The sequence below is a fragment of the Erythrobacter sp. JB1-15 genome, from assembly GCF_057365035.1.
In genome coordinates this window covers 1,694,604-1,707,645 of the sequence record NZ_CP200295.1, presented here as the reverse complement: position 1 = coordinate 1,707,645, position 13,042 = coordinate 1,694,604, and the positions used below count along the sequence as shown (strand labels likewise).

10 protein-coding genes and 2 riboswitches are annotated in these 13,042 nt (G+C 58.6%); all 10 genes read right to left on the bottom strand.

Features of this window, described 5'->3' with window-relative positions; genetic code table 11:
* Positions 1 to 10: 10 nt before the first annotated feature.
* The 10 genes from AC0V6L_RS08260 to AC0V6L_RS08215 all read right to left on the bottom strand — a co-directional run bounded on the left by AC0V6L_RS08260 (position 11) and on the right by AC0V6L_RS08215 (position 12,946).
* Positions 11 to 1,045: a DUF6624 domain-containing protein gene (locus tag AC0V6L_RS08260; RefSeq protein WP_486153805.1), complete on the bottom strand. Its 1,035-nt coding sequence runs from the start codon at positions 1,043 to 1,045 to the stop codon at positions 11 to 13.
* On the bottom strand, positions 1,042 to 2,625 hold the full coding sequence (gene gcvPB / locus AC0V6L_RS08255) for an aminomethyl-transferring glycine dehydrogenase subunit GcvPB (RefSeq protein WP_486153804.1): 1,584 nt from the start codon (positions 2,623 to 2,625) through the stop codon (positions 1,042 to 1,044). Before gcvPB ends, AC0V6L_RS08260 begins: the two co-directional genes overlap by 4 nt.
* Positions 2,622 to 3,998, bottom strand: coding sequence for an aminomethyl-transferring glycine dehydrogenase subunit GcvPA (gcvPA, locus tag AC0V6L_RS08250; RefSeq protein WP_486153803.1), 1,377 nt, complete (start codon positions 3,996 to 3,998; stop codon positions 2,622 to 2,624). Before gcvPA ends, gcvPB begins: the two co-directional genes overlap by 4 nt.
* 100 nt (positions 3,999 to 4,098) lie before the next feature.
* Entirely contained in the window at positions 4,099 to 4,470 is a 372-nt protein-coding gene (gene gcvH, locus AC0V6L_RS08245) for a glycine cleavage system protein GcvH (RefSeq protein WP_486149971.1), read from the bottom strand.
* 5 nt (positions 4,471 to 4,475) lie between these two features.
* A complete protein-coding gene (gene gcvT / locus AC0V6L_RS08240) occupies positions 4,476 to 5,627 on the bottom strand; it encodes a glycine cleavage system aminomethyltransferase GcvT (protein WP_486153802.1) in 1,152 nt (383 codons plus the stop codon).
* Between the two features lie 50 nt (positions 5,628 to 5,677).
* Positions 5,678 to 5,790: riboswitch (glycine riboswitch) on the bottom strand.
* A riboswitch (glycine riboswitch) is annotated at positions 5,791 to 5,885 on the bottom strand. It lies immediately after the preceding riboswitch.
* A 129-nt stretch (positions 5,886 to 6,014) separates the two neighbouring features.
* Positions 6,015 to 7,259 (bottom strand): serine hydrolase domain-containing protein, encoded by a 1,245-nt coding sequence (locus AC0V6L_RS08235; protein WP_486153801.1) that lies wholly within the window; start codon positions 7,257 to 7,259, stop codon positions 6,015 to 6,017.
* Positions 7,260 to 7,289: 30 nt separating this feature from the next.
* Positions 7,290 to 9,929, bottom strand: coding sequence for a methionine synthase (gene metH, locus AC0V6L_RS08230; RefSeq protein WP_486153800.1), 2,640 nt, complete (start codon positions 9,927 to 9,929; stop codon positions 7,290 to 7,292).
* 1 nt (position 9,930) lies between these two features.
* Positions 9,931 to 11,004: a homocysteine S-methyltransferase family protein gene (locus AC0V6L_RS08225; RefSeq protein WP_486153799.1), complete on the bottom strand. Its 1,074-nt coding sequence runs from the start codon at positions 11,002 to 11,004 to the stop codon at positions 9,931 to 9,933.
* Positions 11,001 to 11,930, bottom strand: coding sequence for a methylenetetrahydrofolate reductase [NAD(P)H] (metF, locus tag AC0V6L_RS08220; protein WP_486149963.1), 930 nt, complete (start codon positions 11,928 to 11,930; stop codon positions 11,001 to 11,003). The genes AC0V6L_RS08225 and metF overlap by 4 nt, the downstream gene beginning before the upstream one ends.
* The gene (locus AC0V6L_RS08215) at positions 11,927 to 12,946 is read right to left on the bottom strand and encodes an ArsR/SmtB family transcription factor (RefSeq protein ID WP_486153798.1); all 1,020 of its coding nucleotides are present in this window, start codon (positions 12,944 to 12,946) and stop codon (positions 11,927 to 11,929) included. The genes metF and AC0V6L_RS08215 overlap by 4 nt, the downstream gene beginning before the upstream one ends.
* Between the last annotated feature and the right edge of the window lie 96 nt (positions 12,947 to 13,042).

The window sequence follows — 13,042 nt, the reverse complement described above, 5'->3', positions numbered from 1 at the left end:
AGGGCCGTTCTTATTGTGGGCAGGGCGCGCGGAAATATCCCAGATATTCCGCCAGTGGTTCCAGATCCATCTCGGCGCGTAACTGATCCACCCGCTCTGGTTCTTCAAGCGGCAGAGGCTGACGTTCTCCGCTTTTGCAGGTCATCTGCGTGCCAAAGCGTTGCTTGCCTGCCAGCTTGAGCATGACGCGATCATAGAGATAAGCGTAGTTGCTTTTGGATACTTCGCCTTCTGCAATCAATGCTTCCATCATTCGAAGCGCGCGCAATTGGAATGCTGGGTCTAAGTCAGCATGCTGAGTGAGGAGCCAAGCTGAAAACGCGCCACGCTTGCCGACTTCAGACATAGTGGGCCAACCCTCCTTGGCAACCAGCGCCTTAAGCCACGTGGTGTTCTGATGATCGACAAAGACAACTTCGCTGTTGAGCAGCGCGAGAAAGACCTTTCTTTCTTTTTCGGTCATTTTCGGCGCGCGCGGATCGCTGACCTCATTCCAACCCCAACGAAAGGCGAGGCGCAACATCTGTTCGCCCAGAATACGGTGATGCAGATCGCCCCCGAGATCGTCATTGCTGAAAGGCCCGGTGCGTTCTTCAGCGCGGCTAATAGACTGCACCAGCGTATTGAACACCAGCCGCGCGCCGCGCGTAGCCTCGGCCAGCTCGGCGAAAGAAGTAAATTCCTCAAAAAATTCGCCTTGGACCACCTGCTGGCAGACATTGTCCGCGCCGATCAGGCTGCCCTTGTCGTAGGACACGCCCAGCTCTCCCAGTTCGGCATCAAGGCGCGCTTTACCCTTTTTCTCGCAAGCGTCGAGCCACGCGATGAGCGCAGCATATTGGACCTTTTCCGCCTCGCTAGCCTCGGGGAAATAGCCGCGCAGATACTCAAATTGACCTAGCTCAACGCGGCCATCTTCTATGCGTTCGGAGAAGAAGGATGGCGGTTCTAGGGTCTCGGACGCGGCCTGAGGCGGCTCATCCGCCGCAATCAGCGATACGCCAATCGCAGCGATGATGCCTGCTTTGAGCCCTCTTGCGATCACCCCGCAGGCTCTTCCCACGCCAGTTTCGGTTTCCGTGCCGCTGCCGTTTCATCCAGCCGTCTGCGCGGGGCGAAATATGGTGCTTGTTTTAAGCTCTCATCGCCCGCCAGTGCGCGCTCAGTCACGGAGCGGAAGGCTGTGATGAACTGGTCGATCGACGCTTTGCTTTCCGTCTCTGTCGGCTCGACCAGCATCGCGCCGTGGACCACCAGCGGGAAATACACTGTCATCGGGTGGAAGCCTTCATCGATCAGCCCCTTGGCAAGGTCCAAAGTCGACAATCCGCCGCCGAAATCCTTATCGCCAAACAGCGCCTCATGCATGCACGGGCCGCTGTCTGCGAATGGCGCATGGAGGATATCTTCAAGGCTGCGCAGGATGTAATTGGCGTTGAGCACAGCGTCTTCGGCGACTTGTTTAAGGCCGTCCGCACCGTGGCTGAGCATATAGGTCAGCGCGCGGGTGAACATGCCCATTTGTCCGTGAAACGCTGTCATCCGGCCAAAGTGATTGAGCGGCCCGCCAAAATGTTCACGCGCAAATTCATCCGCCTGCCCTTCCTCGATCAGATGCACCACGCCATCCGCCGTGCGCGCCGTGTAAGGCAGCGGCATGAACGGGGCGAGCGCTTCGGATAGAACCACTGGCCCAGACCCCGGTCCGCCGCCGCCATGCGGGGTGGAGAAGGTTTTATGGAGGTTGATGTGCATGGCATCAACGCCAAGATCGCCCGGACGCACCTTGCCAACGATGGCGTTGAAGTTTGCACCATCGCAATAGACATATCCGCCCACTTCGTGAACCGCATCTGCAATCGTGCGAAAGTCCTTTTCGAACAATCCGCAAGTGTTCGGGTTGGTGATCATCACCGCCGCCACGTCAGGGCCAAGGCGTGCTTTCAAAGCCTCGACATCCACACGGCCTTCGGGCGTTGCGGGGATATTATCGACTTTATAGCCCGCAAACGCTGCTGTGGCCGGGTTGGTGCCATGCGCGCTTTCCGGGACCAGCACCACCTCGCGCGGATTTCCGGCGGCGGTGTGCGCTGCGCGGATCGCGAGGATACCGCACAATTCACCGTGCGCGCCCGCTTTGGGGCTCATCGCAACGCTGTGCATGCCCGTGAGTTTAAGCAGCCAATGCGCAAGCTCATTGATCACTTCCAGCGCGCCTTGAACGGTTGAAACCGGTTGCAGCGGGTGAATATCGGCAAAGCCGGGCAGTCGCGCCATTTTCTCATTGAGGCGCGGATTGTGCTTCATCGTGCAGGAACCGAGCGGGAAGAACCCCAGATCAATCCCGTAATTCTGGCGCGAAAGGCGCGTGTAATGGCGCACGGTTTCAGGTTCTGTCAGGCCGACGAGACCGATTGGGTCGGTCCGCTCAAATCCGCCGAGGCGGTTGGAGGACGAGGCGTCAATCTCGGGCAGGTCAACACCTGTTTGCTCAGCATGGCCAATTTCGAAAATCAGCGGCTCTTCCAGCATCAGCGCGCGATTGCCTGTAGTGGTGGGCGCATCACCTGCCGCATCAGCGACTTCCATCTGCGGTTTCCAGCCGGATTTGTTGGGCGCGTTCATTGGGCTGGCTCCTTCACGAGCGTTTCAAGTTCGGCGGCAAGCGCCTCGATATCTTCCTCAGTGGTCATCTCGGTCACAGTGACCAGCAGCGCGTGTTCGAGCGCCGCAACACCGGGATAAAGCCGCCCAAGCGACACGCCGCCCAGAATGCCCCGATCCGCCAGATCGCGCACAATATCGCGCGCAGGTCTGCCATCGAGCATGAGAGTGAACTCATTGAAAAACGCATTGTTCAGCAGTTTCACGCCCGGAACCGCGGCCAAACGGTCCGCGGCATGGCAGGCAAGACGGTGATTTTCTGCAGCGAGTTGGCGCAGGCCTTTTTCGCCCAGCAAAGTCATATGCGCGGTGAATGCCAGCGCGCACAGGCCTGAATTGGTGCAGATGTTCGACGTCGCTTTTTCGCGCCGGATATGCTGTTCGCGGGTCGAGAGCGTCAGCACAAAACCGCGCTTGCCGCTCGCATCCAGTGTCTCTCCGCACAGCCGTCCGGGCATCTGGCGCACATGCTTGGGATCGCGCACGGCGAACAGGCCAAGATACGGCCCGCCAAATTGCAAGCCAACGCCCAGCGATTGCCCCTCACCCACGACAATATCCGCGCCCATTTCGCCCGGTGACTTAACCGCGCCCAACGCCACCGGTTCGGTGTTCACGACCACCAGCAAAGCGCCCTTTTCATGCGCGGCATCGGCGACTTTCGACAGATCAGAGATGCGCCCCAGAATGTCGGGATATTGCACGACGACGCAGGCGGTATCCTCATCAATGCGCGAGGTCAGCGTTTCGAGATTGGGTTCTGGCGTGATCGCGGGCTGCGCCGTCGCAATCTGTTCGCCAGTAAACTGCGCCATGGTTTTGACGACTTGCGCGTAATGCGGGTGAAGCGCGCCTGAGAGCACGGCTTTGTTACGCTTGGTCACCCGCGTCGCCATCGCCACCGCTTCCCAGCACGCGGTCGAGCCATCATAGAGCGAGGCATTCGCCACCGCGCAGCCATAAAGACGCGCGACCTGCGTTTGAAATTCAAACAGCATTTGGAGCGTGCCCTGCGCAATCTCGGGCTGATAGGGCGTGTAAGCGGTAAGAAACTCGCCGCGCTGGATGATGGTATCAACGCTGGCGGGCACATGGTGCCGGTACGCGCCCGCACCGAGGAAAAACGGCGCATCGCCTGCGGCCAGGTTCTTACCCGCAAGCCGTTTCATATGCCGCTCAACCGCCATCTCGCTCGCATGCATCGGCAGGTCGCGAATAGGCCCGTCCAGCCGCGCGACTTCGGGCACATCGACGAACAGATCATCGATTGAGCCCGCGCCAATTTTCGCAAGCATATCGCTGCGGTCGGTGTCAGTTAGGGGTAAGTAACGCATTGTTTTTCAACCTTCGTCATCCCAGCGAAAGCTGGGATCTCTCTCAACACAGTGGGGCACAAGCGGCTAGCGATCCCAGCTTTCGCTGGGATGACGCGGTCTAAAGCCCCGCGACGAATGCCTTGTAAGCTTTGTCGTCCATCAGACCTTCCAGCTCGGCCTTGTCGCCAATGGTCATGCGGAAAAACCAGCCGTCTTCCTCGGGTGAGGAATTGACCAGAGCGGGCTCTTCTTCGAGCAAGTCATTGCCTTCGGTCACTTCGCCGGTAATCGGCGCGTAGACATCGCTGGCCGCTTTCACACTTTCGACCACCGCCGCATCGCCGCCTTTATCCAGAGCGGTGCCGACACCGGGCAATTCAACAAAGACGATATCGCCCAATTGTTCTTGCGCGTAATCGGTGATGCCAACGGTGGCGCTATCGCCTTCGACATCAATCCATTCATGTTCATCAGTAAAATAACGCGGCATATGGGTCAGCTCCCTCTGTAATAGCGGTGTGGGACAAATGGCATGGGTGATACGGTCGCGGGCAGGCGTTTGGTGCGCACTTGGCATTCCAATGCGGTGCCTGTCTCGGCATAGGTCGCGTGGACATAAGCCATCGCAATCGGCGCGCCCAAAGTGGGCGAGAACCCGCCGCTGGTGACTGTGCCGACTTTGGTATCGCCTGCATAAACATCAGCGCCTTCGCGTGCGGGCATGCGCCCTTCGAGCGTTAGGCCGACGCGGACCCGGTCTGTGCCTTCGGTGATTTCGCGATTGATGCGGTCTGCACCGGGAAAGCCGCCTTCACTGCGGCGGCGCTTGTTAATGCCGAAGATCAAACCCGCTTCGATAGGGCTGATCTCGGGCGACAGATCATGCCCGTAAAGCGGCAATCCAGCCTCCAGCCGCAAACTATCGCGCGCACCCAGCCCGATGGGTTCCACCTCCGGTTCTGCGCAAAGGAGTGTCGCAATTTCCTCTGCGGCTTCGGCGGCAATCGAGATTTCGAAGCCGTCTTCGCCCGTATACCCGGCGCGCGCAATTGTCGCATTATGGCCCGCAATTTCAAACTTGCCAAAGCGCATGAACGTGAGATCGGAGATCGCGTATTCGCCGCTTGCATGGCGCGCCAAGGCATCGGCTGCCTTTGGCCCCTGCAACGCCAGCAGCGCGTGGTCTTCCATATGATGCAGCGTGATTTCATCGGGCAGATGTTCGCGCAGATGAGCGATATCGTCGTATTTCACCGCGCCGTTTACCACCAGATAAAGGTGGCCGGGCCAACGCGAGACCATCAGATCATCGAGCACGCCGCCATTTGCATCCAGCAGCAGCGAATAGCGCTGACGGCCCAATTTCAGAGTGGAAAGGTCGATGGGCAAAACCGCCTCCACCGCTTCATCCAGCCCTTCGCCTGACAGTAGAACCTGCCCCATATGGCTCACGTCAAACAGGCCCGCTTGGGTGCGCGTCCAATTGTGTTCGGCAACAATGCCGCCGTTTTCGCCGGCATATTGGATCGGCATTTCATAGCCTGCAAACGGGACCATGCGCGCACCGCGCGCCCGGTGCCATGCATCCAATGGCAACGTGCCCAGCGGCAGGTCTTCGCCTGTATCTTCAGGTGGTGTTTCGCTCAAAATCGTGTTCCCCAGACGAGTGCAAGAACGCTTCGGATGAAGCGCGTATTCTTGCCCCCTCTGTCGGGTGAACCTGAGAGCTTCAGCAGCGCGCCAAATCGCGGCGCGCGCCTCCCCTTCGGTGGTTTCCAGCGAAGGCCGGAAACGCTTTCCAGAGTGCCAATGCTTTTGCGCGGTCCCTTGTACCTGAGAGTTTCCGGGGCGGTTGCTCCTTCGGCGCCGGTCCGATTTCGAACCAAGCTCTCCCGCGCAAAAATGCCAGAATCACTTCCGGCCAGCGAGGCCTTATGTTGCGGATGCGAAGGCCCCCGTCAATCGCGCAAAGGGGGTGTTTTTGCGCGCCAAAAGAGACTTATTCGCAGGGTAGATGGCGTGCGCGAAATATCCTTACTCTTGGCCGGACTCTTGTTGCGTTTGATCGGGTTTCTCGGCCGGACCAGCGATCTCAAGCGCGCGCGCCATCAAGGCGATTTCGCGTGCATCAAAGCCGCCTTCGTCTTCTGCTGATTGACGCGGGGGGACCTCAGTAGTGAAATAGACGAAGCCGCGATCGCGTAATGGCACAAACCACATCCCTGCGCGCAGTCCATAGGCCTCTCCGGCATGACCAATATAGGGCATTCCATCGCCGAATAATTCATCCTGGCAAGTTGTCTCCTCCCATTGGATCACCTGCACGCCTGCCCCGTAAATACAGAAGAAATCCTGCTCAGATCCCTGCAATTCGAAAAGCTTGATTGCGCCGCTCACGGAACTCTGCATTGGCCGAATGACGCTGTTCGGCAATGCTTCGCTATTGCCTTTCAGCAAGGCCTGCCCAATCTTCGCCAAATCCATCATCCCGATGCGCACGCCGCCCTGCGGGGAGAAGATCGAGGCATTCGTGCCGGGCACATAATTGTCGAGCGTGCATTCTGTGCCTTCCGCCACGGGCACAGGGCAGCCCTCTGCCAACTCTTCTGGAAAATCGCGCGCAGGCTCGCCCGTATCGCGGTAAAGCGCGACCGCGCGCGCTTTCATATCGTCCGAGCACCCGGTCCAGTTGACGCAGGCATTTTCGATGCCGAGCGGGTCAAACACGGTGCGCTTTAAGATTGCGTCATAACGCTCCCCCGTCGCCGCTTCCAAAACAGTCGCCACCACGGGCGATCCCAGATTGGCGTATTCAAAGGGAGCTTCGCCCGGCGGCGCGTCTGCATACCACGCGGCGGGGTCTTTTAGCTTTTCCTCCAGGCTCTCGCCCAAGGGGATCACATAGCCAGCATTGTCGCGCAGGCCGGATTGGTGCGAAAGCAATTGTGCGAGCGTAACCTCCGCATCCGGGTGATGCGGGGAGCGGACCTGCCACCCCAGATACTCCGACACGTCCGCATCCAGATCGACCACGCCCTCATCCACCAGCCGCAAGGTCGCGAGCGCCATGATAAGCTTGGAAATCGACGCAATGCGCACCGGATCATTGGCCTCCACCGCCTCGCCGCTTTCGCGATTGCGCGTGCCCTCAGCGATCAGCGGGGTGATCGTCTCACTATCAAACGCCACCACCACGGTTGCGGGCGGAGGTGTGCGGTCTTCGGCCTGAGCGGACAGGGGTAAAGCGAGAGCAGCAGCTGCAAGGATGGGTCTAAGCATAGCCCACCATTGCGCGGCTTGCTCCGTTAATCAATCCAGATTGGGCCGCAGCCAGCGTTCTGCCGTTGCCACATCGACGCCGCGCCGCTCCGCATAGGCTTCCAATTGATCGCGCCCGATGCGCGCCACGCCGAAATACTGGCTTTCCGGATGGCCGAAATAGAAACCTGAAACCGCCGCCGTGGGATACATGGCGAAGCTTTCCGTGAGGGTCAGCCCGACATTCTTTTCCGCATCCAGCAGTTCAAACAATATAGGTTTCAGCGAATGATCAGGACACGCCGGATATCCGGGCGCGGGGCGAATGCCGCGATATTGCTCTTTAATCAGCGCTTCATTGGTGAGCTGTTCTCCGGGCGCATAGCCCCACAGATCGGTGCGGGTGTGTAGATGCAGGCGCTCTGCAAACGCTTCAGCGAAGCGGTCTGCCAGAGCTTTAAGCAAGATGTCGGAATAGTCATCCTTGTCCGCCTGGAACCGGGCGGAGTGTTCCTCGATACCGTGAATGCCAACCGCAAAGCCGCCAATCCAGTCGCCATCGGGATCAATAAAATCGGACAGGCACATATTGGCGCGGTCGCGCGATTTCTTGATCTGTTGGCGCAGGAAGGGAAGGCGGATGTTCTCCTCGCGCCGCACGCGGTGGATAATCACATCATCGCGGCATTGATGATCGCGTGCGCATGGCCAGAAGCCGGCAACACCGCGCGCGGTCAGCCATTTTTCGCCGATGATTTTGTCGAGCATCGCATCTGCATCCGCTTTTAAGGACCGCGCGCTTTCGCCGACCACATCGTCTTGCAGGATCGCGGGGTAATTGCCGTGGAGTTCCCATGCGCGAAAGAACGGGGTCCAGTCGATGTAATCGCGCAGGTCTTCCAAAGACCAATCATCGAAAACATGCACGCCGGGTTTGAGCGGCGGTGCGGGTTTATCGGATAGGTATGCGTCGTAGAAATTCGCCCGCGCCTCTGACAAAGTCATCAGCTGGCTGGGCGTTTTTCCGGCGCGCGCATCGCGCACCTTGGTGTATTCACCGGCGGTACCAGCCACAAATTCTTCGCGCTGCGTGTCAGAAAGCAGCTTTGAGGCAACGCCCACCGCCCGGCTCGCGTCGAGCACGTGGATCACCGGCCCCTCATAACTCGGATCAATCTTGAGCGCGGTGTGGACCTTCGACGTTGTCGCTCCGCCGATCAGCAGCGGCATGGTCATATCGCTGCGCTGCATTTCTTCGGCCACCGTCACCATTTCATCGAGCGAAGGCGTAATCAGGCCGGACAGCCCGATCATATCCGCCTTGTTATCATTGGCGGATTTCAGAATGTCAGACCACGGCACCATAACGCCCAGATCGATTACGTCATAGCCATTGCACTGCAACACCACGCCCACGATATTCTTGCCGATATCGTGCACATCGCCTTTCACTGTCGCCATGATGATCGTGCCTTTGGAAGCGCGTTCGGCCTCGGGCAGCAATTCCTTTTCCGCCTCGATATAGGGGATGAGATGCGCGACGGCTTTCTTCATCACGCGCGCTGATTTGACGACTTGCGGCAGGAACATTTTGCCCGATCCAAACAGATCGCCCACCACATTCATGCCGTCCATCAGCGGCCCCTCGATCACCTCGATAGGCCGCCCGCCTTCCTCTTCCTTGGCTGCGCGCATAATCTCGGTGTCAGCCACGATATGCGCGTCGATCCCTTTGACCAGCGCATGTTCAAGCCGTTTGGCAACCTCCCAGCCGCGCCATTCTTCTGCGGCTTTTTCATCGGCGACCGATTTGCCTTTATAGCTTTCGGCCAGATCAATCAGCCGCTCGGTCGCATCGGGGCGGCGCATCAGGATCACATCTTCGCAATGCTCGCGCAGTTTGGGGTCAATCGTGTCATAGACATCCAACTGCCCCGCATTGACGATCGCCATATCAAGCCCTGCCGGGATCGCATGGTAGAGGAACACCGAGTGCATCGCGCGGCGCACCGTTTCATTCCCGCGGAAAGAGAATGACAGGTTCGACAGCCCGCCGCTCGTTTTAGCATGGGGGCACTGCTTTTTGATTTCCGCAACCGCCTCGATAAAATCGAGCCCGTAGCGGTCATGCTCTTCAATGCCGGTCGCCACGGCGAAGATGTTCGGGTCAAAGATGATGTCCTCGGGCGGAAAGCCTTCTGCCACCAGCAAATCATAAGCGCGTTTGCAAATCTCGACCTTGCGCTGTTTGGTGTCGGCCTGACCCACTTCGTCAAACGCCATCACCACCACGGCCGCGCCGTATGCCATGCACAGCCGCGCATGTTCCAAGAAAGCCTCTTCGCCTTCCTTCATCGAAATGGAGTTCACAATCGGCTTGCCCGAAACGCATTTCAGCCCTGCCTCGATCACGTCCCATTTGGAACTGTCGATCATCACCGGAACGCGCGCGATATCGGGTTCTGCGGCGATCAGTTTAAGGAATGTGGTCATCGCATGATGCGCATCCAGCAGCCCTTCATCCATATTGACGTCGATCACCTGCGCGCCGTTTTCAACCTGCTGGCGCGCGACCTCTACGGCGGTGGCGTAATCATCCGCCATGATGAGCTTTTTAAACCGGGCAGACCCGGTCACATTGGTGCGTTCACCCACATTGATGAAGCTTGAGGCTGATTTTTGAGCAGTCATTTCAGTTCGCCACCACAAAGGGTTCCAGCCCGGCAAGCCGCATTGCGGTTTCGCCTTCGGGCACAGCGCGCGGCTCCAATCCGGAAACCGCATTCGCAATCGCCTGAATATGCGCGGGCGATGATCCGCAGCAGCCGCCCAGAATGTTCACTTGCCCACCTTCGGCCCATTGTTTGACAAGGCCTGCCGTGGTGTCCGGCATTTCGTCATATTCGCCCAGTTCATTGGGCAGGCCCGCATTGGGGTAGGCCATAATCAGCGTATCCGCGATGGCGGAAAGCGATTGCACATGGGGGCGCAATTGGTCTGCGCCAAAGCTGCAATTAAGGCCAACAGTCACAGGCTTTGCATGGCGGATCGCATACCAGAATGCCTCGACCGTGTGGCCCGACAGGTTCCGGCCTGAAAGGTCCGTCAATGTCATCGACATCATGACAGGCACATCGCGGCCCAGATCATCGGAAAGCTGTTTAACCGCCATCACGCCGGCTTTCGCATTCAGCGTATCAAACACCGTTTCAATCAGGATGAAATCGCAGCCGCCTTCAACCAGGGCCGCAGCCTGTTCTTTGTAAACCGCGGTCAATTCATCAAAATCAATCTCGCGGTAGCCGGGATCTTCGACATCGGGGCTTAACGAGAGTGTCTTGTTCGTCGGCCCGATTGCGCCTGCGATAAAGCGCGGGCGGCCATCTTTTGCTTCATATTCATCGGCCAGTTCGCGCGCGATTTTGCCGCTTGCAATATTGATCGCGGCGACCTGATCTTCTGCCGCATAATCGGCCTGGCTGATGCGATTGGCTGAAAACGTATTGGTCGAAATGACATCCGATCCCGCATCAAGATAGGCCCGCGTGATATCGCGGATCACATCTGGGCGCGTCAGCGCAAGGATATCGTTATTGCCTTTTTGATCGGCATTTAAGCCCAGCGTGCCCGCGTAATCCGCCTCGGTCAGCTTGCGTTCCTGGATTTGCGTTCCAAACGCGCCGTCAAAAATCAGCACGCGTTTTGCAGCTTCAGCCTGAAGTTTTGCGCGCGCGCCCTGCTCTGAGCCTGCCTGATGGTGCGTCATGCGGCCTCTCCTTCGGGGCGTTTGCCCAGCATATGGCAAATCGCATAGGCCAGATCGGGCCGGTTGAGAGTGTAAAAATGCAAATCGCGCACCCCGCCTGCATAAAGCCGGCGGCAAAGCTCGGCTGCGACGGTGGCTGCAACCAGTTGGCGCGCGCCGGGGCGTTCATCCAGACCTTCGAACAGGCCGTCCATCCATTCAGGGATCACGGCGCCGCAAAGCCCTGCGAATTTGCGCGCCTGGGCGACATTGGTGACAGGCAGAATGCCCGGCAGCACCGGCTGCGACACACCTGCTGCGGCAAGTTTGTCCTGAAACCGGAAAAACGTATCTGCCGAAAAGAAGAACTGCGAGATTGCGCGGCTTGCGCCTGCATCCAGCTTTCGTTTGAGATGGTCGATATCGGCCTGCGGACAGGTCGCATCCGGGTGGGTTTCGGGATAGGCGGCAACCGAGATATCAAAATCGGCAATCTCTTTCAGGCCCGCGACCAGATCGGCTGCGCTGGCATAACCTTCAGGATGCGGAGTGAACGGCGCGCCCGGTTCGCCTGCATCACCGCGCAATGCGACAATATGGCGCACGCCCGCTTCCCAATAGTGTTCGGCAACTTCGCGAATCTCTTGCTTGGATGCACCCACACAGGTGAGATGCGCGGCGGCGGGCAAATTCGCCTCTGCAATGATCCGCGCAACCGTGTTGTGCGTGCGTTCGCGGGTCGATCCGCCCGCGCCGTATGTGACAGAAACAAAGCTGGGACCCAGCGGTTTCAGCTCTGTCACCGCCTGCCACAACTGGTTTTCCATCTTCTCCGATTTGGGCGGGAAGAATTCAAAGCTGACATCCACATCACCGGGCAAGCCGGAGAAAAGCGGCGTATCATGCGCGGTGCGAAGTTCAGCGGTGCTGTCGAGAGGGGCCGTCATGCGGATGCTTTCTTATCAGGGGATTTTTGGGTTTGAGAGGCAGGTAGATCAGGCATTTGCTGAGGCGCAGCGCGGCGCTGGCCAATCCAGATTTTGACAATCAATTCCCCGCTATCAAGCTGCGCCGGCGGCGCGGGGTCAAAGCCTGCCTTGCGCAGCAGAGCCGCCATTTGCCGGTCGGAAAATCCCAGCCGAGCATGGGCATGACGGCCCCGCAATTCTTCGCGGTCATGCGCGTCAAAATCGACAATCGCGATGCGTCCGCCCGGCTTTGTGACGCGCGCTGCTTCTGCGAGCGCGTGTGCGGGAACCTGAGCGAAATGCAGAACCTGATGCAGAAGCACTGTGTCAAACGCGGCATCTGGCAAAGGCAGATCGGTGAAATCGCCTTGCACCAGCTCTATTTGCGTACCGGGCACATGCTGCAATTTGGCCCGCGCAATGCGCAGCATTTCAAGGTTTTTATCAAGCGCGGTGATCCGCTGCGCTTTATCGGCGAACAATTCGGCCATGCGCCCCGTGCCCGTGCCAATATCGAGCACCGCGCCAAGCGGCGCATCCTCAAGCGCTTTTACCAGCGCCTCTTCCACCTGATCGTCCGGGCTGTGAAGCGCACGCAAAGCGTCCCATTCGCTTGCATGACGGGCAAAGTAATCCTCTGCCTGCGTGTCGCGCGCATCGCGAATGGCGGTAAGCTTGCGCCTGTCGGTATCGCACAGGGCCGCAAATTCCGGATCGTGGTTCTGGCTTGCGCTAAGCAGCGTTTCGACCGCGCTTAGGATTTCTGTATCAAGCGTTTCGCCGCTGGCCTGCCTCAGAAACACCCAGCTGCCCTCACGCCGCCGCTCAGCCAGCCCCGCATCGCACAAAATTCCCACATGGCGCGATACGCGCGGCTGGCTTTGGCCCAGAACCTGTGCCAATTCCCCCACCGCCAGCTCCATCGCAGACAGCAGCCGCATGGTGCGCAATCTGGTGGGATCAGCCAGCGCCTTGAAGATGGTATCGACGAGCATTGAAAGGAACATATAAAGATATTTTTATATGTGTAAATGGGCGGGATTAACACTCAAAAAATACACCCCCCACTAGGCCCACCAAAACCCTTGCGC